Source organism: Cellulomonas sp. PSBB021 (assembly GCF_002240455.1).
GTDB classification, from domain to species: domain Bacteria; phylum Actinomycetota; class Actinomycetes; order Actinomycetales; family Cellulomonadaceae; genus Cellulomonas; species Cellulomonas uda.
In genome coordinates this window covers 201,338-227,309 of the sequence record NZ_CP021430.1, presented here as the reverse complement: position 1 = coordinate 227,309, position 25,972 = coordinate 201,338, and the positions used below count along the sequence as shown (strand labels likewise).

The 25,972-nt window shown below is 72.4% G+C and carries 15 protein-coding genes and 2 rRNA genes; 3 read left to right on the top strand and 14 right to left on the bottom strand.

The genetic code is table 11. The features are described from left to right. Positions 1-83 precede the first annotated feature (83 nt). The 6 genes from CBP52_RS01015 to CBP52_RS00990 all read right to left on the bottom strand — a co-directional run bounded on the left by CBP52_RS01015 (position 84) and on the right by CBP52_RS00990 (position 9,894). A 23S ribosomal RNA gene (locus CBP52_RS01015) occupies positions 84-3,192 on the bottom strand. A gap of 428 nt (positions 3,193-3,620) precedes the next feature. Then, positions 3,621-5,139, bottom strand: a 16S ribosomal RNA gene (locus CBP52_RS01010). The 16S and 23S rRNA genes sit together here, the layout of an rRNA operon. Before the next feature lie 845 nt (positions 5,140-5,984). Beyond that, positions 5,985-6,911: a tetratricopeptide repeat protein gene (locus CBP52_RS01005; protein WP_094182038.1), complete on the bottom strand. Its 927-nt coding sequence runs from the start codon at positions 6,909-6,911 to the stop codon at positions 5,985-5,987. A gap of 60 nt (positions 6,912-6,971) precedes the next feature. Next, positions 6,972-7,988 carry a hypothetical protein gene (locus tag CBP52_RS01000; protein ID WP_232514596.1) on the bottom strand — a complete coding sequence of 339 codons (1,017 nt, stop codon included), beginning with the start codon at positions 7,986-7,988 and terminating at the stop codon, positions 6,972-6,974. Further along, on the bottom strand, positions 7,985-9,367 hold the full coding sequence (locus CBP52_RS00995) for a hypothetical protein (RefSeq protein WP_094179452.1): 1,383 nt from the start codon (positions 9,365-9,367) through the stop codon (positions 7,985-7,987). Before CBP52_RS00995 ends, CBP52_RS01000 begins: the two co-directional genes overlap by 4 nt. After that, positions 9,289-9,894 carry a hypothetical protein gene (locus tag CBP52_RS00990; protein WP_157732461.1) on the bottom strand — a complete coding sequence of 202 codons (606 nt, stop codon included), beginning with the start codon at positions 9,892-9,894 and terminating at the stop codon, positions 9,289-9,291. The genes CBP52_RS00995 and CBP52_RS00990 overlap by 79 nt, the downstream gene beginning before the upstream one ends. Before the next feature lie 333 nt (positions 9,895-10,227). Here CBP52_RS00990 and CBP52_RS00985 point away from each other — a divergent pair, with 333 nt between their 5' ends. Both CBP52_RS00985 and CBP52_RS00980 read left to right on the top strand, forming a co-directional pair. Further along, positions 10,228-12,519 (top strand): hypothetical protein, encoded by a 2,292-nt coding sequence (locus tag CBP52_RS00985; RefSeq protein WP_232514595.1) that lies wholly within the window; start codon positions 10,228-10,230, stop codon positions 12,517-12,519. A gap of 124 nt (positions 12,520-12,643) precedes the next feature. Beyond that, positions 12,644-13,030 carry a hypothetical protein gene (locus CBP52_RS00980; protein WP_369826258.1) on the top strand — a complete coding sequence of 129 codons (387 nt, stop codon included), beginning with the start codon at positions 12,644-12,646 and terminating at the stop codon, positions 13,028-13,030. 125 nt (positions 13,031-13,155) lie between these two features. Here CBP52_RS00980 and CBP52_RS00975 read toward each other — a convergent pair whose 3' ends face one another. From CBP52_RS00975 to CBP52_RS00945, 7 genes are all read right to left on the bottom strand, one after another. After that, the gene (locus CBP52_RS00975; protein WP_094179450.1) at positions 13,156-13,935 is read right to left on the bottom strand and encodes an alpha/beta fold hydrolase; all 780 of its coding nucleotides are present in this window, start codon (positions 13,933-13,935) and stop codon (positions 13,156-13,158) included. Beyond that, positions 13,932-14,804: an alpha/beta hydrolase gene (locus CBP52_RS00970; RefSeq protein WP_232514594.1), complete on the bottom strand. Its 873-nt coding sequence runs from the start codon at positions 14,802-14,804 to the stop codon at positions 13,932-13,934. Before CBP52_RS00970 ends, CBP52_RS00975 begins: the two co-directional genes overlap by 4 nt. 10 nt (positions 14,805-14,814) lie before the next feature. Then, the gene (locus CBP52_RS00965) at positions 14,815-15,678 is read right to left on the bottom strand and encodes an HAD family hydrolase (protein WP_094182036.1); all 864 of its coding nucleotides are present in this window, start codon (positions 15,676-15,678) and stop codon (positions 14,815-14,817) included. A 1-nt stretch (position 15,679) separates the two neighbouring features. Beyond that, a complete protein-coding gene (locus CBP52_RS00960; protein ID WP_094179449.1) occupies positions 15,680-16,009 on the bottom strand; it encodes a hypothetical protein in 330 nt (109 codons plus the stop codon). Between the two features lie 153 nt (positions 16,010-16,162). Further along, on the bottom strand, positions 16,163-17,608 hold the full coding sequence (locus CBP52_RS00955; protein WP_094179448.1) for a GH1 family beta-glucosidase: 1,446 nt from the start codon (positions 17,606-17,608) through the stop codon (positions 16,163-16,165). A gap of 169 nt (positions 17,609-17,777) precedes the next feature. Further along, positions 17,778-20,081, bottom strand: a complete 2,304-nt coding sequence (gene yicI / locus CBP52_RS00950) for an alpha-xylosidase (RefSeq protein ID WP_094179447.1) — start codon at positions 20,079-20,081, stop codon at positions 17,778-17,780. 51 nt (positions 20,082-20,132) lie between these two features. Continuing rightward, positions 20,133-22,166 (bottom strand): beta-galactosidase, encoded by a 2,034-nt coding sequence (locus CBP52_RS00945; RefSeq protein ID WP_094179446.1) that lies wholly within the window; start codon positions 22,164-22,166, stop codon positions 20,133-20,135. A 263-nt stretch (positions 22,167-22,429) separates the two neighbouring features. Between CBP52_RS00945 and CBP52_RS00940 the strand changes: the two genes are divergently transcribed. Next, positions 22,430-23,440 carry a LacI family DNA-binding transcriptional regulator gene (locus CBP52_RS00940; RefSeq protein ID WP_094182035.1) on the top strand — a complete coding sequence of 337 codons (1,011 nt, stop codon included), beginning with the start codon at positions 22,430-22,432 and terminating at the stop codon, positions 23,438-23,440. Between the two features lie 10 nt (positions 23,441-23,450). Here CBP52_RS00940 and CBP52_RS00935 read toward each other — a convergent pair whose 3' ends face one another. Further along, positions 23,451-25,964: a glycoside hydrolase N-terminal domain-containing protein gene (locus tag CBP52_RS00935; protein WP_094179445.1), complete on the bottom strand. Its 2,514-nt coding sequence runs from the start codon at positions 25,962-25,964 to the stop codon at positions 23,451-23,453. Between the last annotated feature and the right edge of the window lie 8 nt (positions 25,965-25,972).

Genomic DNA, 25,972 nt, shown 5'->3' with positions numbered 1-25,972 from the left:
GTGAACGGGACTGGTTCGACCGGAGCCGAACAGTGTCGTTCGTTTCTCGGGAACCGCACAGTGGACGCGTAGCAATGAAAGTTGTGGTGAAGTTGTCGGCTGATTAGTACCGGTCAGCTGCGGCAGTCGTTAGTCCTGCCTTCCACATCCGGCCTATCGACCCAGTGTTCTAGCTGGGAGCCTCTCGCCCCGAGGGGCGTGGAAACCTCATCTTGAAGCAGGCTTCCCGCTTAGATGCTTTCAGCGGTTATCCCTTCCGAACGTAGCCAACCAGCCGTGCTCCTGGCGGAACAACTGGCACACCAGAGGTTCGTCCGTCCCGGTCCTCTCGTACTAGGGACAGCCCTTCTCAAGTTTCCTGCGCGCGCAGCGGATAGGGACCGAACTGTCTCACGACGTTCTAAACCCAGCTCGCGTACCGCTTTAATGGGCGAACAGCCCAACCCTTGGGACCTACTCCAGCCCCAGGATGCGACGAGCCGACATCGAGGTGCCAAACCATGCCGTCGATATGGACTCTTGGGCAAGATCAGCCTGTTATCCCCGGGGTACCTTTTATCCGTTGAGCGACGGCGCTTCCACAAGCCACCGCCGGATCACTAGTTCCGACTTTCGTCCCTGCTCGACATGTCTGTCTCACAGTCAAGCTCCCTTGTGCACTTGCACTCGCCACCTGATTGCCAACCAGGCTGAGGGAACCTTTGAGCGCCTCCGTTACATTTTAGGAGGCAACCGCCCCAGTTAAACTACCCACCAGGCACTGTCCCTGGTCCGGATCACGGACCGAGGTTAGATATCCAGAGCGACCAGAGTGGTATTTCAACGATGACTCCACCGACACTGGCGTGCCGGCTTCACAGTCTCCCACCTATCCTACACAAGCCGCACCGAACACCAATACCAAGCTATAGTAAAGGTCCCGGGGTCTTTCCGTCCTGCTGCGCGTAACGAGCATCTTTACTCGTAGTGCAATTTCGCCGAGTTCGCGGTTGAGACAGCGGAGAAGTCGTTACGCCATTCGTGCAGGTCGGAACTTACCCGACAAGGAATTTCGCTACCTTAGGATGGTTATAGTTACCACCGCCGTTTACTGGGGCTTAAATTCTGAGCTTCGCCTTGCGGCTGACCCGTCCTCTTAACCTTCCAGCACCGGGCAGGCGTCAGTCCGTATACATCGTCTTGCGACTTCGCACGGACCTGTGTTTTTAGTAAACAGTCGCTTCTCCCTGGTCTCTGCGGCCCTCCACGCTCCCCGAGCAAGTCGGTTCACGCTTCAGGCCCCCCTTCTCCCGAAGTTACGGGGGCATTTTGCCGAGTTCCTTAACCACGATTCGCTCGATCGCCTTGGTATTCTCTACCTGACCACCTGAGTCGGTTTGGGGTACGGGCGGCTAGGACCTCGCGTCGAGGCTTTTCTAGGCAGCATAGGATCACCAGATTCCCGCTATCGCGGTCACCGTCAGCTCTCAGGCTTCATGAGGTGCGGATTTGCCTACACCTCGCCCTACGACCTTGGACGTGGACAACCATCGCCACGCTTGGCTACCTTCCTGCGTCACCCCTGTTAATACGCTTACCTACTACCGGTTCGGGTCCCGTGCTCCCCTGTGCGGTGCGGCCCGAAGGCCACGGTGCACAGGCTCGGACGGTTAGCATCACCGGGCTCGGTATGGGCGGTCCTTCGCCGGTACGGGAATATCAACCCGTTGTCCATCGACTACGCCTGTCGGCCTCGCCTTAGGTCCCGACTTACCCAGGGCGGATTAGCCTGGCCCTGGAACCCTTGGTCATTCGGCGGACGGGTTTCTCACCCGTCATTCGCTACTCATGCCTGCATTCTCACTCGTGTGGCGTCCACAACTGGGTTACCCCGCTGCTTCACCCGCCACACGACGCTCCCCTACCCATCCACACGACTGAACCACGAAGGCTTGTCGAAAGTGTGAATGCCACAGCTTCGGCGGTGTGCTTGAGCCCCGCTACATTGTCGGCGCGGAATCACTTGACCAGTGAGCTATTACGCACTCTTTCAAGGGTGGCTGCTTCTAAGCCAACCTCCTGGTTGTCTGTGCAACTCCACATCCTTTCCCACTTAGCACACGCTTAGGGGCCTTAGCTGGTGGTCTGGGCTGTTTCCCTCTCGACTACGGAGCTTATCCCCCGCAGTCTCACTGCCACGCTCTGGCTTACCGGCATTCGGAGTTTGGCTAACGTCAGTAACCTGGTGGGGCCCATCGGCTATCCAGTAGCTCTACCTCCGGCAAGAAACGCGTGACGCTGCACCTAAATGCATTTCGGGGAGAACCAGCTATCACGAAGTTTGATTGGCCTTTCACCCCTAACCACAGGTCATCCCCCCGGTTTTCAACCCAGGTGGGTTCGGTCCTCCACGCGGTCTTACCCGCGCTTCAACCTGCCCATGGCTAGATCACTTCGCTTCGGGTCTAGAGCACGCGACTACAGACGCCCTATTCGGACTCGCTTTCGCTACGGCTTCCCCACACGGGTTAACCTCGCCACGTACCACTAACTCGCAGGCTCATTCTTCAAAAGGCACGCCGTCACCCCTGCTAGGGAGGCTCCGACGGATTGTAGGCACACGGTTTCAGGTACTATTTCACTCCCCTCCCGGGGTACTTTTCACCTTTCCCTCACGGTACTTGTCCGCTATCGGTCACTAGGTAGTATTTAGGCTTACACAGTGGTCTGTGCAGATTCACTCCAGGTTTCTCGGGCCCGGAGCTACTTGGGATCCCTCTCGGGAGGCCACGCCATTTCGTCTACGGGGGTACCACCCTCTGTGCCGGGCCTTTCAATGCCCTTCGACTATGACGCGACTTTCTGACTCCCTGCCAGGACGGCAGTCCTGACTGAAAGGTCCCACAACCCCGAACGCGCAACGCCTGCCGGCTTGAACACGCGATCGGTTTGGCCTGATCCGCTTTCGCTCGCCACTACTCACGGAATATCTCTTCCTGCCGGTACTGAGATGTTTCACTTCCCGGCGTTCCCTCCACACACCCTATATATTCAGGTGTGGGTCACCGCACATGACTGCGGCGGGGTTTCCCCATTCGGAGATCCTCGGATCACGGTTCGTTTGCCAACTCCCCGAGGCTTATCGCAGGCTACAACGTCCTTCATCGGCTCCTAGTGCCAAGGCATCCACCCTGTGCCCTTATAAACTTGACCACAAAGACTTTACAAAGATGCTCGCGTCCACTGTGCAGTTCTCAAGCAACGACCGACCCGCCACACCCAGCCCGCCAGCCACCACCCGAAGGCGACGCGGTACGCGACCAGTGACGACCCGAAGGCCACCACCCCCGACCCGGACCCCACACAAGGGACCCGACCAGGAGCACGACCCCGAGACAACAACCAACCGGCTGTTCCCTCAGGACCCAACAGCGTGCCAGACCCACCACCGCACCAGGCAGCAACCGTTCCCTCCCCCGACCCGAAGACCGAAGGCGTACTAGGCGCCACCTGCCACAACAGCAGGCCATAGTCGATGTTCCACCCGTGAGCACCACCCCGCACACACTCGGCACGGGCATGGGCCTGGACACCTGCACCCACCCCACGACAGGGCCGGCCAGCTGCCAGATGCTCCTTAGAAAGGAGGTGATCCAGCCGCACCTTCCGGTACGGCTACCTTGTTACGACTTAGTCCCAATCGCCAGTCCCACCTTCGACGGCTCCCCCCCAAGGGTTGGGCCACCGGCTTCGGGTGTTACCGACTTTCGTGACTTGACGGGCGGTGTGTACAAGGCCCGGGAACGTATTCACCGCAGCGTTGCTGATCTGCGATTACTAGCGACTCCGACTTCATGGGGTCGAGTTGCAGACCCCAATCCGAACTGAGACCGGCTTTTTGGGATTCGCTCCACCTTACGGTATCGCAGCCCTTTGTACCGGCCATTGTAGCATGCGTGAAGCCCAAGACATAAGGGGCATGATGATTTGACGTCATCCCCACCTTCCTCCGAGTTGACCCCGGCAGTCTCCCATGAGTCCCCGGCATAACCCGCTGGCAACATGGGACGAGGGTTGCGCTCGTTGCGGGACTTAACCCAACATCTCACGACACGAGCTGACGACAACCATGCACCACCTGTACACCGACCTTACGGGGAGCACATCTCTGCACTTTTCCGGTGTATGTCAAGCCTTGGTAAGGTTCTTCGCGTTGCATCGAATTAATCCGCATGCTCCGCCGCTTGTGCGGGCCCCCGTCAATTTCTTTGAGTTTTAGCCTTGCGGCCGTACTCCCCAGGCGGGGCACTTAATGCGTTAGCTGCGGCACGGAACCCGTGGAATGGGTCCCACACCTAGTGCCCAACGTTTACGGCATGGACTACCAGGGTATCTAATCCTGTTCGCTCCCCATGCTTTCGCTCCTCAGCGTCAGTTGCGGCCCAGTGACCTGCCTTCGCCATCGGTGTTCCTCCTGATATCTGCGCATTCCACCGCTACACCAGGAATTCCAGTCACCCCTACCGCACTCTAGTCAGCCCGTACCCACTGCAAGCCCGAGGTTGAGCCTCGAGTTTTCACAGCAGACGCGACTAACCGCCTACGAGCTCTTTACGCCCAATAATTCCGGACAACGCTTGCGCCCTACGTATCACCGCGGCTGCTGGCACGTAGTTAGCCGGCGCTTCTTCTGCAGGTACCGTCACTTTCGCTTCTTCCCTGCTGAAAGAGGTTTACAACCCGAAGGCCGTCATCCCTCACGCGGCGTCGCTGCATCAGGCTTGCGCCCATTGTGCAATATTCCCCACTGCTGCCTCCCGTAGGAGTCTGGGCCGTGTCTCAGTCCCAGTGTGGCCGGTCGCCCTCTCAGGCCGGCTACCCGTCGTCGCCTTGGTAGGCCATCACCCCACCAACAAGCTGATAGGCCGCGAGCCCATCCCCCACCGATAAATCTTTCCACACCCCCACATGCGCAGGAATGTCATATCCGGTATTAGACCCCGTTTCCAGGGCTTATCCCAGAGTGAAGGGCAGGTTGCTCACGTGTTACTCACCCGTTCGCCACTGATCCAACCAGCAAGCTGGTCTTCACCGTTCGACTTGCATGTGTTAAGCACGCCGCCAGCGTTCGTCCTGAGCCAGAATCAAACTCTCCGTCAATGTCAAACGCCACCCGATCCGAAAACCAGGCAACAAACATTACGAACGGTCCAAACGGACCAAGATTCGGCTTCAATCAAGAACCCACCACCCACGGGGTGGACGGCAGATCCCCATCTCAACCATCAACCCACCCGACAACATCAGGCAGGCCATATGGCATCGACTACTTGGCACACTGTTGAGTTCTCAAGGAACAGACGCGCATCCGTTCGTGATCTTTCGATCCGGCCCGGAGGCAACCTCTCTAACTTAGCGGATCCGGTTCCTCTCGTCAAACCGCTTGTCAGCGGTTCGTTGATCGGTCGGGCCCGCAGCCGGCGCGCCTCTCAGTGCCGGCGACATGGTCGTCGGCTCGAGGAGCTCCGGGGGGCGTCACCTGCGGGACCAGCCATCGCGGTTCGATCCGCGGTGTCCGTTCCTCCCTGCCGGGCGACATCGAGAACATTACGCAGCGGATGGCGCGGAGATCAAATCCGCGGCTGCGTGACGCCGGTCACCGCGCGCGGATGCCCATGATCATGCGGATCCGGCACCCTGCGGCGGCCCCGCGGGGCCGGCAGGGCACGGTCGGCCGCCGTTCGGCGTGCCCGGAGCGACTCGTCGCGCGCGGTGCCCCGACGGGTCGACGAGCGGTCGCGCACCAGGTCCGGCCCGCATGCACGAGGCCGGCCCCCGCAGTGGGGGCCGGCCTCGTGTCCGGATGATGAGCGGGTCGGGCCCGCGTCCGTCCGGCATCGCGCTCGGACGGCGCCGGCGGGTCAGGCTCGTCGGCTCGTCGGCGCCTGGGCAGCTCGCGGCATGGTCCGCGTCGCCGCCGGTGCCCTCGTCAGTAGGTGCCCTCGTCAGTACAGGGCGCTCGCCATGGCGCGGCGGGCGGCCACGACGCGCGGGTCCTCGCCGCCGACGACGTCGAACAGCTCGACCAGCCGGACCCGGACCCGCTCGCGGTCGTCGCCCGCGGTCGCACGCAGGAGGTCGACCAGGCGCTCGAACGCGTCGCCCACCTTCCCGCCCAGCACGTCGAGGTCCGCGACCGCGAGCTGCGCGTCCACGTCGGTCGGGCGGTCCGCCGCGGCTGCCCGCACCGCGCCGAGGTCCGCGTCACGCGTGCGGGCCAGCAGCCCCACCTGCGCGAGCCCCGCACGCGCGTCGTGGTCCCGCGGGTTCTCCCGCAGCGCCTGCTCGTACGCGGCGCTCGCCGCCTCGAGGTCGTCGCGCTCGATCGCGTCGTACGCCGCCTGGTGCAGCGGCGGCAGCTCGGGCTCGGGCTCCTCCTGCGACACCTCGCGCGGCGTCACCGTCCCGGTCAGGCCGTTCGCCTGTGCGGCCTGCAGGACCTGGTCGATCACCGGGCGGATCTGCTCGCGCGGCGCCGGACCCTGGAACAGCGGGACGGGCTGCCCTGCCAGCACCGCCGCGACCATCGGGGCCGACTGCGCCCCGAACGCCTGCGCGATCTGCGGGTTCGCGTCGAGGTCGACCCGGGCGAGCAGCCACCGGCCCCCGTCCTCGTCCGCCAGCGCGGCCAGGTCCGCGACGACCTGCTGGCTGGCCTCGGACCACGTCGCCCACAGGACCACCAGGACCGGGTACTGGGTCGAGTGGCGCACCAGCTCGGGGAACGACGCCTCGTCGACGTCGACGACGTACGCGCCGGGCGTCGGCAGCCCGCCGGGCGTGCCGGGCGGCGGGGTGGGCTTCGCGAGGGCAGACAGGTCGACGGCCCCCCTCGCGTCGAGCCGGGGTCCCTGGGGGTCGTTCAGTGCCATCGCGTCGTCCTTCGTCGTGCCTGTGTCCGCCACGCGTCGCCCACGGACGACGCGATCCTGTCAGGAAGCGGTCGCCGCCGTCACCACGAGCTCGCCCGCGAGCACGCGCACCTGCGCGTCCGAGCCCGACGGGGGCACGTACAGGACGACGACGCCCGTGTACGTGCGCTTGAACTCCTTGGTCGCCGTGCTCGTTCCCGCGAGCGCTGCGTAGAACGGGTCCGAGAGCGGGAGCGACGAGCCCTCACCCGTGATCGTCATGCGCGCGACCGCGGTGAACGAACCCGTGACGATCGCGCCCCCGTCGACCGTGCGCAGCGACGCCACCGGCACCGGGTCCACCGCGTAGCTCGTCGCGGCCTCGCCGACCTTGCCCATGGACGAGCGGTCCTGCGCGCGGACCTTCGCCATCTCGTCGACCAGCGGGCTGTCCGCGAACTGCTCGGCGTACTCCGACGCGTCGGCGTTCGCCGTGACGTCCATGAAGCGCTCGAGCGCCTCGGCGGGCGTCATCGTCAGGCTGTCGTCGTCGGCCGCGAGCTCCTCGGACCCTTCGTCCGCGGGCGCCGTCGCCGGCATCTGCGCGCCGGGCATGAGCCGCGCCCAGCCCCACAGCTTGTACACCGCACGGGGTGCGTCCTGCCTCAGGACGAGGATGCGCTGGGCCTGCAGGTCCTCGGGCTGCTCGGTCACGACGAGCTGCGTGCGCGACCACGCCGTCGTCTGCGGCACCACCATCGCGAGGGCCGACGTCGGCAAGGACGTCGGCCGCTTGGCGCCGTCCGTCACCGACGCGCGCACGTACTCCGCGGTGCGCATGGACAGCGCCGGGCCCTCGACGCGCGGCTTGAGCGCGGCGGCGTCCAGCTTCTCGTCGGCGGTCGAGAGCACGTCGCCCAGCGCGGTCAGCACGCGCTCGGACTGCGGCACGGACAGCGCGGCCGGGGCCACCGCGGGGGCGGCGGGTGCGGCGGGCTGCGGGAGCTCGGGCGCGCACGCGCCGACGAGCAGCGCGAACGTCGCTGTGGCGGTGACGCCGACGAGTCGACGAGGCGCGGACGTCCGTCGTGCGGTCATCGCTGTCCCTCCTGCGGCTGCGCGCCCTCGTCGTCCGTGCCCGGTGCGGCCGGCAGGCCCCACGCCCGGCGCCACGCGTCGGCGCGCGACCCTGCCGTCTCGCCTGCCCGCTCGTCGGCGGGCTCCGTCCCCGCGTCGGGGCCTGGTGCGGTGGGCGTGTGCGGGACCCAGCCGCCGGGGCTCGGCAGCACCGGCCCGGCGCCCGACGGGGACGTCGGTCCGGGCGGGCTGACCGCGCCGGTGGGAGCGGTCGGGCCCGCGGGGGTCCGGGCGCCGAGCCACGACGGGCGGGTCCGGCCGGCGTGGTCCGCGGCGGCCGCACCGGACGGGGCCGGAGCGGCAGCGTTCGGAGACTGGGCGTTCGGAGACTGGGCGTTCGGAGACTGGGCGTTCGGAGACTGGGCGTTCGGAGACTGGGCGTTCGGGGCCGGAGCGCTCGGCGCACCCGCGTGGCCCGGCCGCCCGGCGGTGGGCGACGTCGCCGACGACGACGGCGCAGCACCGACCGGGTAGCCCGTCGCCGCGACCGGCGCGGGCCGGCCGGGGCGCGCGCCGGGCGTCGACGGTGCGGGGTTCGCGCCGGGCCGGGGCGGCTGCGCAGCGGACGGCCCGGGGCCGGCGGGGCGCGACGTGGGCGCAGCCGACGGTGCGGCGCCCACGGTGTCGTGGACGACGGGGATCGCCGAGGTGGGCGTCGAGCTGCCGCGCAGCGCGCGACGGCTCGGCGGACGCTGGTCCCCGGACGGTGCCGCAGGGCTGATCGCCGCGGTCGCGGTCGCCCTGCCCTCGGGACCGCCGGTGGTGGTCGCCTCCGGCGCCGACGCCGCGGCGGACGAGCTGACGGGCGCCGACGAGGCCGTGCGCGCGTCGTCGGGACGCGTCACGGTCGCGGCGCCAGGGGCAGCGGACCCTGTGGTGGCAGGCCCGGAGGTGAGCGGCGGGATCGGCGTCAGGGCGGGGGTCGCGGAGTGTCGTCCCTCCTCGTGCGGGGGGTGGACCGTCTGCTGCGGACCGGTCACGCGTGGGACGCCCCCGGTGGGCGGCCGGCCGGACCGGGCCGCCTCCTGCGCCTCGCGGATCTGGCGGCGGGTGAGCGGCTGCCCCGCGGCCGCGGCCACCGGGACGCTGCCGGTGTGCACCGGCTCCCAGCTGCCGGTGCGGCGCGAGGACCAGTCACGCAGCAGGACGACCCCGGCCGCCGCGACGAGCAGCGCACCGACGACCACGCACGGCCACAGCCACGGGGTCGTCACGACGCGGGGCCAGGAGATCTCGAGGGTCGGCTCGACCTCGCCGCGGCTCACCGCGAGCAGGCTCCACCGTCCCGGCTGCGCGGGCCACACGAGCTCGGCGCTGCCGTCGCCCGTCGCCTGCGCCACCCAGTTGTCGTTGCCCGCGGGCTGGCCTGCGTGGGGGTGGCGGGAGCCTTCGCGTCGGCGGTCGCCTTCCCGGTCGGCGCGGCGGACGCCGCCGACGAGGGGGCGCTCGTCGCGGCCGCGGTCGCAGCAGCCTTCGGGGACCCGGTCGCGGCGGGAGTCGACGCGGGGGTCGGTGCGTCGGTGGGGACGGCTGCCGGGTCCGGCTCGCCCGTCGTCGTCGCGAGGCGGTCCCAGGCCGACAGCCCCGTGACGCGCGTGTAGGCGTCGGAGCCGACCCACCCGTCGACGTCGGTGTCGCGGCCCACCACGACGACGACCTCGGCGCCGTCGGAGGCCGTCACCCGCACGGTCGCGGGGTCGCCGCCGAGCTCGAGGACGCCGGGGTCGGTGACGACGACGTGCGACGACGCGGTCGTCGTCGCGACCATCACGTCGTCGGCACGCCACACCGTCGCCGATGCGACACCGAGGCCGATGACGACCAGTCCGACGACGCCGGCGGCGGCCGTGATCACTCGCTTGCGCACGCACAGTCCTCTCGGGCGGAGACGCCCAGGATAGGCGCAGGACCGCGAACGGCGACGACACGACCGGGCATATCGGGACATTCCGGGCGTCGCTGACGACGACCTGCACATCCTGTGCACACGACGGCGACACCTGCGCGCCCCCGGGCGCGGGCACCGGGGCCGGGGGCGGGGCCGAGCGCGAGCCGGGCACCGGACCCGTCACCAGGCCGACCACCGGCACCCCGACCGCAGCCACTATCCTGGCGCAGGGGCCGGAGCCGCCGTCCACGCGCGCCGGCGGCTCGGCGACATCGCCATCAGCCCGGCCCACGCCACCGAGGAGGAAGTCTCGTGCCCGAAGCCCGGCCGCAGTTCCCCGTCGTCAACTTCCGCGGGTACGAGCGTGAGGCCGTCGACGCCCGGATCGCGAGCCTCGAGCAGGCGCTCGCGGACACCCGCGCCCAGGTCGAGGCCCTCGACTCCAAGTCCCTGCAGATCGCGGGCGAGCTGTCCGAGGCGCACCGTCAGCTGCGCGAGGCCGAGCGGCCCACGTACTCCGGCCTGGGCTCGCGGATCGAGCAGCTCCTGCGGTCCGCCGAGGAGCAGTCGTCCGACGTCGTCACGCAGGCCAACGCGCAGGCCGCGGACGCGCTCGCGCGGGCCAAGCTCTCCGCCGGCCAGCTGCGCGCCCGCGCCGAGAACGAGGTCGCCGAGCTGCTCGCGACCGCGCGCCGCGAGGCGGAGGAGGTCCGCTCGACCGCCGCGACCGAGGCGGAGAGCACGCTCGTCGCCGCACAGCGCCGGGCCGAGGAGCTCGTCGGGTCCGCGGAGCGCGAGGCGGCCCGCATCCAGAGCGCCATCACGACCGAGGAGTCGGAGCGCCGCACGACGCTCGAGCGTGAGCTGGGGACGCTGCGCGCGACGGTCGAGCACGAGGCGACGCAGCTGCGTGTGGCGACCGAACGCACCGCGAGCGAGCTGCGCGCACGCACCGAGGCCGAGACGACCGCGCTGCGCGACGAGGCCGACCGGTACGCGCAGGACCTGCGGCAGACCGCCGACGAGGAGACGACGAACCTGCGCACGCGCACCGAGGCCGAGGTCGCGGCGCTGCGGGCGGAGGCCGAGCGGTACTCCGCCGAGCTGCGTGCGACCGTCGCGGTCGAGGCCGCGCAGGTGCGGCAGGAGGCCGAGAACGCCGCGACCACGCTGCGCACCCAGGCGCAGGAGTTCGCCGACAGCACGCGTGCCGCGGCGGAGCGCGACGCCACCGCGCTCCAGCAGCGCGTCGCCGCCGAGGTCGCGGCGCTGCGCACCGAGGCGGACCAGTACTCGGCGTTCGTGCGCGCCCAGGCCGACCGGGAGACGGGTGAGCTGCGGGCGAGCGTGAACGACGAGGTCGCGGCGCTGCGCCAGCAGGCCGACCAGGAGGTCGTGCTCGCCCGCACCGAGGCCGAGCAGTACGCGGCGGAGGTCCGCGCCGCGGCCGAGCGCGAGGCCGCCGAGCTGCGCGAGCGCGTCGCGTCCGAGACCACGCACCTGCGCGAGAGCACCGAGCGGGAGACCACCGAGCTGCGGGAGACGACGACGCGCGAGGCGGCGGAGCTGCGCGCGACGACCGAGCGCGAGACGCGCGAGCAGCGCGAGCAGACCCGCCTCGACACCGAGCGTGTCCTCACCGAGGCGCGTCGGTCCGCGGGCGAGACGTTCGCGAACGCCAAGGCGCGCGCCGACGAGCTCGTCCGCGAGGCCGAGCAGCGCCTCGCGGACGCCGAGCTGGAGATCGCGTCGCGCCGCGAGGCGAGCGAGCGCGAGGACGCGGCCCGGCACGACGCCGCGCGCGCCGAGACCGAGCGTCTCGTGCGGGACGCCGAGGCGCACGCGGCCGACGCCGAGGAGCGGGTCGCCAAGGCGCTCGTGCACGCCGAGAAGGTCCGCGTGGACGCCGAGACGCACGCCAAGGAGCTGCTCGCGAACGCGCGCCGCAACGCCGACAAGGTCGTCGCGGAGGCGCGCGAGCACGCCGAGAAGCAGATCTCGGAGGCCATGACCGAGTCCGAGCGCGAGCGGACGACCGCGGCACGCCAGGTCGAGGACCTCAACCGGCAGCGGGAGTCGATCACGACGTACCTCGACGAGCTGCGCGGCCTGCTGGGCAGCGAGCCCACGAGCGCGTCGGTCGAGCGGGCGCGGCGCGCCGAGGCCGAGTTCGCCGCGGCCAACGGCCCCGCAGCGACGGCGGCTGCGTCGGCCACGCCCGCGGCGCCGGAGCGTACGACGCCCCCGGCGGCGAAGTCCCCGGCCCCCGCCCGGCCCGCGGCGAAGGCGCGCGCGAAGTCGCGGCCCGCGCCGCTGTCCGCCGCACCCGTACCGGTCGCGGTCGACGACCCCAAGCCGGCCGACGAGCCGAGCAAGGACGCCGCCGAGGAGCAGGGCGGCCCCGCACCCGCGGAGCAGGTCGACGCCCAGACCACGGCTCAGGGCGACGGGCCGACCGACGGGGTCGCGGAGGCCGAGGCCGACGACGAGCGCCCGCAGGACGCCCCGGACGGCGGGGCTGAGCAGGCCGACGACTCGGCCGCTGCGCAGCACGACGACGAGGCACGCAGCGACGCGGACGACGAGCAGGTCGGCTCGCGCTGACGCCGCAGCGGCGGCCGTCCCGACCGGGCCGGCCGCCGTCCCGCGTCGGACGGACACCTCGTCGGACGCAGGACGACCGCCCGGACCCTCAGGTCCGGGCGCCCGACGACCGATCAGGACGGTCATGAGCGACACCGACGCCGCGCGCTGGCGCGCCGAACGCCGTGAGGCCGCGCACGCGCACGCGGAGGCGCTGCGCCAGCGGCGCGAGTCGGAGTCCGCGCTGGCCCGCGCGATGATCACCGAGTTCCTCGCGCACGCGCGAGCGCACGGCCCGCAGCCCGAGCCGCTGCGCGTGCGCACGTACGACGGCCGCGCCCGCTACCGCACGCCGCTGCACGGCTGGTACCTGCGGTTCGACGAGACCGTCGCGATCGACACCGACGGCGAGTTCTACGTGCTGCGCACTCCCCGAGTGTCGTCGGCCGGTTGCGCGGCGTGCGCCCCGAGCCGTCCGACCCGCCGCTCGTCATCGGTGCGGGTGGCAAGGACGGCGAGTCGATCGACATGAAGGACGCGCTCGCGCGGCTGCGCGCGGAGGGCTGAGCGGGCCCCGACCTCAGTGCCGGCGAGGTCGAGCTTGCGGCGCTTGCCGCCGGACCTGGCGAGTGTGGTGTCAGCCCGGCGTCGACGGCGTCAGGACGACACCACCCGCTGCACCAGGTCGTCGAGGGCGGCCGCGACCGCGCCGGGCTGCTCGACCGCCGACATGTGGCCCGAGCGCGGCACGACGACGAGCTGCGCGTCGCGCGCCGACGAGGCGAGGTGCTCGGCCGCCGCGACCGGCGTCACCGCGTCCTCGTCACCGACCACCACCACCACCGGGCCGTCGAACGCGGCGAGGACGTCCGTGCGGTCGGGCCGCGACGCCATCGCGCGCTGCGCCCACGCGACACCGCCGGGCGACTGCTCGTCGATCCAGGCGGCGAGCTGCGCGGTGACGTCCGGCTGCGCGGCGCGCGTCGACTCGCCCACGAGCGTCGTCGCCATGCCGCGGACCGGGTCGACCGTGCCCGTCGACTCCGCCTCGTCGGCGATCCGCAGGCGGTTGGCGCGCGCGTCGGCCGTGTCCGCGGTCGACTTGGTGTCGACCAGGCCGAGCGCCGCGACGAGGGGCGCGTGCCGCTCCGCGAGCGCGAGCGCGACGTAGCCGCCCATCGAGAGCCCGACGACGACCGCGCGCGTCACCCCCGCCTCGGCGAGCTCGGCCGCGACCCGGTCCGCCGCGGCCTCGACCGACGGCTCCGGCAGGTCCGCGTCCGCACCCGCCGCGCCCGGCAGGTCGGCCGCGAGCACGCGGTGCGGCGCGGTGAGGCGTCCCGCGACCGCGGTCCACATGCGGTGGTCGAGCGGGAAGCCGTGCAGCAGCACGACCGCCAGGTCGTCCCCGCCGTCCCGCAGCACGTGCAGCGTCATGCGTCCTCCTCGCGCGCGTCGCCGCGCTCGTCGTCGGCACCGTCCACGGGCGTGCCCGTCCCGGTCGTCGCGGTCGTCGACGGCCCGTCCCACGTCGTCGGCAGCGGAGCGTGCCCCGGCAGGACGTGCGCGACCACCTCGTCGAGCACGCGCCGCACGGCCGGCTCGCCGACCCACAGGTGCTTGGCCCCGTCCACGCCGATGACCTCGGCCTGCGGCACGCGCGCGAACCGGGCGCGCGCCTCGTCGGGACGCAGGTAGTCGTCGAGCTCGGGCACGAGCACGACGAGCGGACGGCCGAACTCGGCCCACGCGTCGAGGTCCGCGTCGCTCGCGCGGTGCAGCGGCGGCGAGAGCAGGATCGCGCCCTCGACCGACGGGTCGTGCCCGTGCATGAGCGCGAGCTCCGTGCCGAACGACCAGCCGACGAGCCACCGGCGCGGCAGGTCGTGGAACTCCGCGTACTCGATCGCCGCCGCGACGTCGAAGCGCTCACCCCGGCCCTCGTCGAACGACCCCTCGCTGGTGCCGCGCGGGCTCGACGTCCCGCGCGTGTTGAACCGCAGCACGGCGAGGTCCGCGAGCGCGGGCAGCCGCCAGGCCGCCTTGCGGTACACGTGCGAGTCCATGTAGCCGCCGTGCGTGGGCAGCGGGTGCAGCGTCACGAGCGTCGCGGCGGGCGTCGCGGGTCCGCCGTCCGGGCCGAGCGGGCGGGCGAGCTCGCCGACGAGCGTGAGCCCGTCCGCCGTGTGCAGCTCGACGTCCTCGCGGTACGCGGGCAGGACGGTCAGGGAACGGATCTGGGTGGGACCAGCGGTGGTCGCGCCGGCGTCGGTGGCCGGGTCCGGGGTCGGGGTCGTGGTGCTCATCCCGACGAGCCTATGCCGTGCCCCCGGCCGTGCGCGCGGGGCCCCGGACCAGCGCGGTGGCGTGCTCGAGCACCACCGCGACGCCGTCGTCGACGTTGGCGGGGCACGTGTGCCGTGCACCGGCGCGCACCTCGTCGTACGCGTTCGCCATCGCGAACGAGTGGCCCGCCCACGCCAGCATCGGCAGGTCGTTGGGCGCGTCGCCGCACGCCCAGACGTCCTGCGCGAGCACCCCACGCTGCTGCGCCCACGCGGCGAGCGCACCCGCCTTCGTCACGCCGCGCGCGCTGACCTCCCCGAGCCCCACGGCACCCGAGTCGGCGACGAGCGCCGCGCTGCCGACCGCCCGCTGCACGACGGTCGCGTGCCCCGTGCCGTGGTCGGCCTGGGTGCGCACGAGCAGCTTGAGCGTCGAGTCGGTCAGGACGTCCTCGATGCGGTCCGCGACCGGGTACCGCTCGGGCAGCACGTGCGCGTCGACGTAACCGCGCTCGGCGGCGAAGCCGTGCACGCTCTCGACTGCGAGGTGCACCTCCCCGAGCGCGTCCCGCAGCGTGCGGGCGAGCGCGCCGACGAGCGTGGCGGGCATGCCGTGCTCGGCGAGCACGCGACCCGTGGCGACCTCGACGACCGCAGCGCCGTTCGCGCAGATCGCCACGCCGTGCCCGGCGACGTGCGACGCGAGGTCCGAGAGCCAGCGCGGCGGGCGCGCGGTCACGAACACCACCTCGATCCCCGCCTCCTCGGCGGCGCGCAGCGCGGCGGCCGTCCGCGGCGACACGGCGCCCGCGGGGTCGAGCAGCGTGCCGTCGAGGTCGGTCGCGAGCAGGCGCGGCGCGCGCGTGGGCCAGGTCGCGTCGGGGCCTGCGGTCACGTCACGCGCCCCTCGTCGGGCGACGGGCGGCGCCACGCGTCGTCGGGCCGCGGCGGCCGCGCGCCTCGAAGCACGCCGCGTGCCAGTGCCGCCGGTCCTCGACGCCGGAACCGCGCCAGTCGTCGGTCCGCCACGCGACGACGTGCGCCGTGCCCGCGGGGACCGGCTGGTCGCAGCCCGGGCAGCGGTAGTCGCGCTCGCCGCCGCGCACCCGCTGCACGACCCACTCCCCGTCCGGTCCGTCCTGGACCGTGCGCCCGCCCGTGGCCCGGTGCACGTCGAGCGGGACGTGCTCGGCGCCGTAGGGGCGCTTGGTCGAGCGGCGGGCCATGAGCCGATCCTCCCCGATGCGCGCACGGGACGACGAATCGTGACGACGAGCCCGACGACGAGCCCGACGACGAGGGTGCCCGGCGGCGCGTGCTGCGCCGCCGGGCACGGGTGGCTCGGGGTGACGAGGTGGCTCGACCGGGTCGAGCCGACGTCAGAGCGTCGCGGCCGACTCGATCGTCGGGATGGTGCGGGTGCGCACGAGCTCGGCGTACCAGCGACCCGAGTCCTTGACCGTGCGCTCGAGCGTGTCGTAGTCGACGCGCACGACACCGAACCGACGGTCGTAGCCGTAGGCCCACTCGAAGTTGTCCAGGAACGACCAGACGAAGTACCCGACGACGTCCACGCCCTTGTCGATGGCCTCGCCGACGGCGTCGATGTGGTCGTGCAGGTACGCGACGCGCTCGACGTCGTGCACACGACCGTCCTCGTCGACGGTGTCGTAGAACGCGGCGCCGTTCTCGGTGACGGCGAGCGGCAGGTTCGGGTAGCGCTCGTGCAGCTCGACGAGCAGCTCGACGAGACCCTCGGGCTCGATGTTCCAGCCCATCGCGGTGTGCGGGCCGGGCTGCGGGAGCCACTCGGAGTGGGTCGCGCCGACCCACGGCGAGTGGACCGACGAGCGGTGGCCGTCCGGGCCGGGCTTGCCGTCGCCGACCGGCGGCGTGCCGTACCGGACCCGGCCGGTGGAGTAGTAGTTCACGCCGAGCAGGGCGAGCGGCACCTTGATGAGGTCGAGGTCCCCGTCGAGCACGAACGACCAGTCGGTGATCGACTCCGTGTCCGCGAACACCTCCTTGGGGTACTCGCCGTCCACCACGGGGCGCAGGAACACCTCGTTGGCGATGGTGTCGATGCGGCGCTTGGCCTCGACGTCCGCGGGGTCGTCGCTCGCGGCGCGCGTCACGTGGAGGTTGAGCGTGATGGAGATGGGCGTGTCCTCGCCGAGCACGTCCTTGATCGCCCGCGCGGCGAGGCCGTGCGCGAGGTTGAGGTGGTGCACGGCGCGCAGCGCCTTCTCGTCGTCCGTCACGCCTGGGGCGTGCACGCCGCTCGCGTAGCCGAGGAACGCCGAGCACCACGGCTCGTTGAGGGTCGTCCACAGGTGCACGCGGTCGCCCAGCACCTCGGCGACCTTGCGCGCGTACTCCTCGAAGCGCAGCGCGGTCTCGCGGTTGGCCCAGCCGCCCGCGTCTTCGAGCGGCTGCGGGAGGTCCCAGTGGTACAGCGTGACGACGGGCTTGATGCCCGCGGCGACGAGCCGGTCGACGAGGTCGGAGTAGAACGCGAGGCCGGCCTCGTTGAACTCCCCCGAGCCCGTCGGCTGGATGCGCGGCCACGCCAGCGAGAAGCGGTACGCCTCGAGGCCGAGCTCGGCCATGAGCGCGACGTCCTGCTCGACGCGGTGGTAGTGGTCGGCGGCGACGTCGCCGGTGTCGCCGCCCAGCACCTTGCCGGGCGTGCGGGAGAACGTGTCCCAGATCGACGGGCCACGGCCGTCGACGTCGACGGCGCCCTCGATCTGGTAGGACGCGGTGGCCGAGCCCCACAGGAAGTCGGCGGGGAACTGGCGGCCGGACGGACGCGTCGTGGTCATGGCTGGGTCCTTCGGTGGCTGGGCGCGCCCCGCGGTGACCGGGCGGGGGCGGTACGGGGTGGTGCGCAGTACGGGCGCCGGAACCGGTTCCGGCGGGATCGAATCGTTACGATACCCGACGAGCGGCCGTCGGACCAGCAGCGGCCGCCCGTCGAGAGACGATACGTCCTCAGCCCCGGGGGGCGGCCAGCTCCACGACGACCTCCGCGACGCCCGCGGGCGCACTCGCCGTCACCGCACCCGACTCGCGCCCGCGCTCCACGCTGACGTGCCACGGCGCGCTCGTGCCCTGCGCGACCACGCGCACGCGCTCCCCGACCCGCTCGACCGTGAACCACACGGGGTCGCCGCCCGACGACGACGGCACGCGCGTGCGGCTGCGGTGACCGTCGGGCAGGTCGAACAGACGCAGCGTCAGGCCGTCCGCCCAGTCGCCGTCCGGCCGGTCGGTGTGCGCGGCGAACGGCAGCACCGTGCCGGGCCGCACGTACAGCGGGAGCGAGCTGAAGCCGTGCTCCTCCCGCACCCACCGCGGGCCGGTGACCTGCGACCCGTCGAGCAGCGACGTCCACGTCCCGTCCGGCACGTACACGTCCACGTCGCCCTCGGCCGAGAACACCGGCGCGACGAGCAGCGAGTCGCCCAGCATGTACTGCGTGTCGACCGTGGCCGCGCCGCGGTCGGTCGGGAACTCCAGGACCATCGGGCGCATCACCGGCACGCCCTGCTCGTGCGCCTGCTCCCCCAGCTCCGCGAGGTACGGCATCAGCCGGTGCTTGAGGTGGGTGAACGTGCGCGTGACGTCCACCGCCTCGTCGTCGAACGCCCACGGCACCCGGTAGGAGTCCGAGCCGTGCAGGCGGCTGTGCGAGGACAGCAGCCCGAACGCGACCCAGCGCTTGAACACCGCCGGGTCCGGCCGGCCCTCGAAGCCGCCGATGTCATGGCTCCAGTACGCGAACCCCGACGAGGCGAGGGACAGGCCGCCGCGCAGCTCCTCCGCCATCGACTCGAACGTCGACTCGCAGTCGCCGCCCCAGTGCACCGGGAACTGCTGGCCGCCCGCCGTCGCCGACCGGGCGAACAGCACCGCCTCGCCCTCGCCGCGCTCCGCCTCGAGCAGCTCGAACACCGCGCGGTTGTACAGGTGCGTGTAGTAGTTGTGCATCCGGTGCGGGTCGCTGCCGTCGTGCCACACGACGTCCGTCGGGATCCGCTCGCCGAAGTCGGTCTTGAACGCGTCCACCCCCTGCCCCAGCAGCTCGCGCAGGTAGCCGGTGAACCACGCCACGGCGTCCGGGTTGGTGAAGTCGACGAGCGCCATGCCCGCCTGCCACATGTCCGTCTGCCACACCGAGCCGTCCGCGCGCGTCACCAGGAACCCGTTGTCCCTGCCCTCGTCGAACAGCCGCGAGCGCTGCGCGATGTACGGGTTGATCCACACGCAGATGCGCAGGCCCCGGGCCTTGAGCCGGGACAGCATGCCCACCGGGTCCGGGAACGTCGCCGGGTCCCACACGAAGTCGCTCCAGTGGAACTCGCGCATCCAGAAGCAGTCGAAGTGGAAGACGGACAGCGGCAGGTCGCGCTCCGCCATGCCGTCCACGAACGACGTGACCGTGGCCTCGTCGTAGCTCGTGGTGAACGACGTGGACAGCCACAGCCCGTACGACCACGCGGGGACGCGCGCGGGGCGGCCCGTGAGCGCGGTGTACTTGCGCAGGATCTCCTTGGGGCTCGGCCCGTAGATCAGGTAGTAGCGCAGGGTCTGGCCCGCGACCGAGAACTGCGTCCGGGAGACCACCTCGGTGCCGACCTCGAACGACACGCGCCCCGGGTCGTCGACGAACACGCCGTAGCCCGCGTCCGACAGGTAGAACGGCACGTTCTTGTACGCCTGCTCGCTCGCCGTGCCACCGTCGGCGTTCCAGATGTCGACGCTCTGGCCGTTCTTGACGAACGGTCCGAACCTCTCCCCCAGCCCGTACACGTGCTCGCCGACGCCCAGCGAGAGCTGCTCGTGGACGTACGCGTCACCCGCCGCGTCGGTCACGACGCCGATGCTGCGCGGGGTCGACGACGTGAGCACCCGCCCGCCGCCGGAGAACTGCACGCCCCACGCGCCCTCGGTGCGCACGGTCGCCGTGAGCGCGCCGGAGCGCACCTCGGCCGTGCCCGTGCCCGGCTCGTGCGTGATCTTGAGGTCCGGTGTGCCGCCCGCGACCTCGAAGCGCGGGCCGCGGTCCGTGCCGCCGCGGTGGTGGTCGACCTGCACCCCGATCACGTCGTCGAGCGGCGAGGTGAACGTCACCGTGACGAGCGGGCGGTTGAGGGTGTCGCCGCGCGTCGTCAGCGGTGCGGTCGAGGACCACACCGTAAGTCGGTCGTCGTCGACCCGCACGTCGGCGACGTCGCGGGGGCGCAGCACCTGCACCCCCGGCAGCGGGAGCCAGTAGCCGTCGGTGAACTTCATCGCAGTGCTCTCTCTCGTCGAGGACGACGGGTGGTGTCGGGGCGGGGCGGGTCAGCCGGGCGGGGCCGACGTGACACCCGCGACGACCGCCGCCCCGCCGGGGGGCAGACGCAGGACGCCGTCGTGGACGGGCACGCCGAGCAGGTCGCGCGCACCCGGCACGAGCTCGACCGCCCGCTCGTCGCCGGCGTGGTTGAGCAGGAGCACGAGGTCGCCGCGCTGCGCGACCTCGACGCCGTCGGGGACGAGCGGCAGCGGGCCGTGCACGCCGGCGGCGGCCGCGCAGTCGAGCACGACACGGTCCAGGACCGCCGGGTCCGGGAGCGTCGAGACGTACCAGGCCTGGCCGCCGCCGGGCAGCACGCGGCGGGTCACCGCGGGCGCGCCCGCCAGGTCCGCCCCGTCGTAGGTCGCGAGCACCTGCGCGTCACGCGCCTCGAGCCGCTCCGACCACACGTGCGCCCGGTGGTCGCCGTACGTCGCGCTGCGCAGCGCGACGCCCGCGTCGGGCAGCGGCCGCCACTCCTCGCCCGCGACGCCGAGCACGTCCGTCCAGGGCCCGGGGAACGGGCCCGTCCGCACGCGCGTCGTCGGGTCCTGCACGCCGCTGAACGGCCCGACGAGGAGCACGCCGCCCCGCCGCGGGACGTGCGCGATCGCGGCTGCCGCCCGGTCCGCGACCAGCGGCAGGGCGGGGACGACGACGAGGTCGTACGCGTCGAGGTCCGCGTCCGACGGCACGACGTCGGTCGCGACGCCCGCGCGCCACAGGGGGCGGTGGTACGCCTCGAGCTGCGCGACGACGTCCAGGCGGTCCGACGGCCGCGCGGGCAGCCCGCCCGCCCACAGCGCGGGCCAGTCGAAGACGAGGGCCGCGCGCGCCGGGACGCGGGTGCCCACCAGGTCGCCCAGCAGCGCGAGCACGCGGCCCTGGTCCCGGACCGCCCGGTGCAGGTGCGTGTCCGGCCCGGCATGCGGGAGCAGCGCCGAGTGGAAGCTCTCCGCGCCCGCGGCGGACTGGCGCCACTGGAAGTAGCAGACGCCGTCGGCGCCGTGCGCGACCGCGCGCAGCGAGTCCTGCAGCATCTGCGCGGTCGTCTTGGGGACGTTGTGCGGGCGCCAGTTCACGGCCCCCGCCGCCTGCTCCATGAGCAGCCACGGCGCACCACCGGCCACGCCGCGCGTCAGGTCGTGCGTCAGCGCCGCGCGCGCCGGGCTCGTCGGGTCCTGCGGGTCGCCGTAGTGGTCGTCGGACACGACGTCGAGGTCGGCGGCCCACGAGTGCTGGTCGACGCCGCCGAAGAAGCCCATGGCGTTCGTCGTGACCGGCGCGTCGGAGCCCGCGCGCAGCACGGCGGCCTGCTCGCGGTACAGGGCCAGCAGCTGGTCGGACGTGAAGCGCCGCCAGTCCAGCAGCTGCGCGGGGTTGTGCAGGTAGGGCGCGGCGCGCGGCGGCACGACCTCGTCGAACGTGCGGTACCGCTGGCTCCAGAACGCCGTGCCCCACGCGTCGTTCAGGGCGTCCACGTCGCCGTACCGGGCGGACAGCCAGCGGCGCAGCCGCGCGGCGCACAGGTCGCAGAAGCACTCCTGGCCGAACTCGTTGCCGACGTGCCACATCGCGAGCGCGGGGTGCCCCGCGTACCGGTCGACGAGCGTGGTCGCGACACGCAGCGCGGCCGCGCGGTACGCGGGCGCGCTCGGGCAGAAGTGGTTGCGCGACCCGACGGACATGCGCACGCCGCGCGCGTCGACCGCGGACGTCTCCGGGTGCAGCGCTGTGAGCCACGGCGGCGGCGACGCGGACGGGGTCGCGAGGTCGACCGCGACGTCGTGCTCGTGCAGCAGGTCCATGACCTCGTCGAGCCAGTCGAGGTCCCACGCGTCCTCGGCGGGCTGCAGCACGGACCACGAGAACACCCCGACGGTCACGAGCGAGACGTGCGCGTCGCGCATGAGCGCGGCGTCCTCGCGCCACGTGGCGCGCGACCACTGCTCGGGGTTGTAGTCCGCGCCGTACAGCAGCCGACGACCACCGGGACGGTCGGTGAGGGACGCGAGGCCGCGGCGGGTGGGGGCGGTCATCGCGGTCCTCCTGGGCTGGGTGACGCGGCCGGGTGGTGGGGCGCCGGGGATGTCGGTCGGCATCGCGCCCGACGATCGTCGAAGCGCTTCAACGCGCTGTCGTCGATGATGCTAGCCACGCGCGAGCAGCGGCGTCCACAACCGGGCGTCCGGCGCGTGCGTTGGTGCGGGGACGCCGCGAGCGGGTGAATCGAAGCGATTAGTCGAGATCCACGATGAAGACGTTCGACACCGCGCCCCGCGGCATCGGTAGGATCCGCCGCATGGCCACGATCGCCGACGTCGCGAAGCTCGCCGGCGTCTCGTCGTCCACCGTCAGCTACGTGCTCTCCGGGAAGCGGCCCATCTCCGCCGCCACCCGCGCGCGCGTCGAGCGCGCGATCCGCGAGCTCGGGTTCAGCCCGCACGCGGGCGCCCGCGCGCTCGCGACCAACCAGACCAACGTGCTCGGGCTCGTCGTCCCGCTGCGCGCGCTCGAGACGAACTCCGCGACCGTCATGGAGATCGTCGCGGGCGTGCTCGCCGGGGCCCGTGAGCACGGCGACGACGTGCTGGTCCTCACCGACGAGGACGTCGCGGACGTGCACCGGCTCGCCGCCGGGTCGCGCGTCGACGCGCTCGTCCTCATGGACATCGAGCGCCACGACCCGCGGCTGCCCGTGCTCGCCGCGCTGCGCCAGCCCTCGATCCTCATCGGCGTGCCCAGCGACTCGCAGGGCCTGTCGTGCGTCGACCTCGACTTCACGGCCGCGGGCCGGCTCGCCGTACGGCACCTGACCGAGCACGGCCACCAGCGCATCGCGCTGCTCGGCGCGAGCGAGGCCGCGATCGCGCGCAGCGCCAACTACGCCGTGCGCATCATCGAGGGCTTCCGCGAGGAGGCGGGCCGCCTCGGCGTGCGGCACACCGTGGTGCCGCTCGAGGAGTCCTACCCGCAGGCCGCGGCCGCCGTCGCCCGCGCGCGCGCCGAGGTCGAGGGCGTCACGGCGTTCGTCGTGCACAACGAGGGCGCGCTGCCCGGGGTGCTCGACGCGCTCGCCCGCGAGGGCCTGCGCGTGCCCGAGGACGTCTCCGTGCTCGCGGTGAGCCCGACGCGGCTCGCCGCCCACCTGCCCGTCCCGCTGTCCGTCATCGACATCCCGTCCGTCGAGATCGGCCGCACCGCCGTCGCGATGGCCGTCGACCGGCAGGCTCGCCCCATGGCCGTCGAGACACGGCTGCTCGCCCCGCGGCTGCTCGAGCAGGGCAGCTGCGCGGCACCGCCCGCGCCCTGAGCCCGTCGCGTCAGCCCGCACGGTCCACCAGCCCCGGCCCGAGCCGCGTCGCGCGGCCCGCGCGCAGCCGCACCCGCCGGACCGTCCCCGCGTGCTCGACCTCGCGCTCCTCGTCGCGCCCCGGGTGCAGGACCACCTCGACGAGCCGCCCCGCCGACCAGCGCACGTCGAGCGTCAGCGCACCCGGCGCGCGGACGCCGACCACTGCGCCGTCGGGCCACGACGGTGGCAGCGCGGGCAGGACACGCACGCGCGTACGCGTCGCGGACACGAGCGCCTCCGCGATCGCGGCCACCAGCCCGAGGTTGCCGTCGACCTGGAACGGCGGGTGCGTCGAGAACAGGTTCGGCAGCAGACCGCCCGCGGTCGGGCCGTCGCCGCGCGCCGGCAGGAGGGCGTCCGCGAGCACCGACTCCAGCCCGGGACCGTCGCCGAGGCGCGCGCGCAACGCGGCCTTCCAGGCCATCGACCACCCGGTCGACCCGGGGCCGCGCGCGTCCAGGCTCGCGCGCGCCGCCTCGGCGACGTGACGTCCGGACCCGGGCACGGCGGGGCCGGACGCGTGCTCCCGCGGCGACCGTGCGGTGTCGCCGAGGAGCTCGTCGAGCGGGTACAGCCCGACGAGGTGGGAGAGGTGCCGGTGGTGCGGGTCCCGCGCGGGCGCGTCGTCGGGCCACTCGCGCAGCAGGCCGCCCGCACCGGCACCCGGACGCGGCAGGCGCTCGAGCGCGTCCGCCCAGCGCGGCACCAAGGGCTCGTCGAGCCCGAGCACGTCGACCGCCTCGAGGCAGTGCGTCAGCAGGTCGCGCACCAGCGCGACGTCCATCGTCGACCCCGCGCACAACGCGACCGGCCGGCCGTCGACGAGCCGCTCGTTCTCGGGTGACGACGACGGGCTCGGGACCAGCCCGCCCGCGCCGTCGGGCACCAGCCAGTCGAGCGCGAACGCGGCCGCACCGCGCAGCACCGGCCACACCTCGCGCAGCACGTCCTCGTCAAGCGAGTAGGCGTAGCGGTCCCACAGGTGACGGCACAGCCACACGCCGCCCATCCACCACCCCGCCCACGCCGGGTCGCCCTGACCCCGGCCCACCGGCAGCGCCCAGCCCCACACGTCGCTGTTGTGGTGCGCGACCCAGCCGTCGCAGCCGTACAGCTCGCGCGCCACCGCCGTCCCCTGGAGCGCCAGCAGCCGCACGAGGTCGACGAGCGGCCCGACGCACGCCCCGAGGCCGGTCGGCTCCGCCGCCCAGTAGGCCATCTGCAGGTTGATGTTCAGGGTGTACGCGCTCGACCAGGGCGGGCGGTGCTCGTCCATCCACCGCCCCTGGAGCGTCACGGGCGGCGCACCGGGCCGCGACGACGCCATGAGCAGGTAGCGGCCGAACGCGAACGCCGCCTGCGCACGCTGCGCGAGCGGCACGCCGCGGACCTCGTCGATCGCGTCGGGCAGGACGAGGTCCACGGGGGCACCGAAGGACAGCGTGGTCGCGTCCGCGAGCGCCCGGTGGTCGGCCACGTGCCGACGCTCCGCCAGGTCACCGTCCGCGGCCCCCCGCGCGAGCGCGGCGCTCGCGGCGCGCGTCGCGTCGGCGAGCGCGTCGCCCGGCGCCCGCAGCGGGCCCGGGTCCGGCCAGCGGGACGTCGTCGCGGTCGCCAGGACGGCCTCGACCCACGTCGCGCCGGTCACGCGCACGCCGTCCCGCGCCCAGGTCAGGCGTCCGTCGCTCGCGACGCGCAGGACCGCGGCGCCGACGAGCGTGCGGGCCGGTCCGTGCCGCGTCACGCCCGGCACGACCTGCTCGTGCGGCGGCGCGACGTCGAACGGCAGCTCGACGAGCACGCGGACCGCGTCGGGGCCGGCCGCGTCGGGGTCGCCCGCGTCGGGGCCGGCCGCGTCGGGGTCGCCCGCGTCGAGGCCGACCGCGTCGGTCTCGTCCGCCGCGGGACCCGGATGGGCGCCCACGAGACGCAGCGCCAGCGTGAACCGCGTGCCCGTGGCGCGCCAGCGGCCGTGCAGGCAGCCGTCCGGCGCGGACGCGAACCACCGCACGTCGAGCCCGCCCGGCGACCCCGCGCGCGGGGTCGTGAGCCGCTCGGTGACGAGGCCGTCGCGCAGGTCGAGGGCCCGCCCGCAATACTCGAAGTCCTCCGCGCCGCCGTCGTCGGCATCCCCGTCGTCGGGAAGGACGTCGGCCCACAGGTCGGCGAACGGCTGGTACGCCTGCGCGTACGGCCCCTGCAGGGACCCGAGGAGCGCGGCGGCCTCGTCGTGCCGGCCGTCGGCGACCGCGTCGCGCAGCCGCGCGAGCGTGCCCGGCCCCACACCGCGCGCGCGCAGGTCCGCGAGCGCGCGCGCCGGCCCGTCCGGGTGGCCGGACCACGCGGTCGCGTCGTTCACCTGCACGCGCGCGTCGCGCACTCCGCCGTGCACCATCGCGCCGAGCCGGCCGTTGCCCACGGGGAACGCCTCGACCCACCGGCGCGCGGGGCCCGTGAACCGGAGCCGGTCACCGCCCGACACGTGCGACG

Coding starts and splice junctions, on each gene's coding strand:
- CBP52_RS00960 (WP_094179449.1), bottom strand. CDS start 16,009: ATGGCCCGCCGCTCGACCAAGCGCCCCTACGGCGCCGAGCACGTCCCG.
- CBP52_RS00980 (WP_369826258.1), top strand. CDS start 12,644: ATGAGCGACACCGACGCCGCGCGCTGGCGCGCCGAACGCCGTGAGGCC.
- CBP52_RS00945 (WP_094179446.1), bottom strand. CDS start 22,166: ATGACCGCCCCCACCCGCCGCGGCCTCGCGTCCCTCACCGACCGTCCC.
- CBP52_RS00955 (WP_094179448.1), bottom strand. CDS start 17,608: ATGACCACGACGCGTCCGTCCGGCCGCCAGTTCCCCGCCGACTTCCTG.
- CBP52_RS00975 (WP_094179450.1), bottom strand. CDS start 13,935: ATGACGCTGCACGTGCTGCGGGACGGCGGGGACGACCTGGCGGTCGTG.
- CBP52_RS01005 (WP_094182038.1), bottom strand. CDS start 6,911: ATGGCACTGAACGACCCCCAGGGACCCCGGCTCGACGCGAGGGGGGCC.
- CBP52_RS01000 (WP_232514596.1), bottom strand. CDS start 7,988: ATGACCGCACGACGGACGTCCGCGCCTCGTCGACTCGTCGGCGTCACC.
- CBP52_RS00940 (WP_094182035.1), top strand. CDS start 22,430: ATGGCCACGATCGCCGACGTCGCGAAGCTCGCCGGCGTCTCGTCGTCC.
- CBP52_RS00970 (WP_232514594.1), bottom strand. CDS start 14,804: ATGAGCACCACGACCCCGACCCCGGACCCGGCCACCGACGCCGGCGCG.
- yicI (WP_094179447.1), bottom strand. CDS start 20,081: ATGAAGTTCACCGACGGCTACTGGCTCCCGCTGCCGGGGGTGCAGGTG.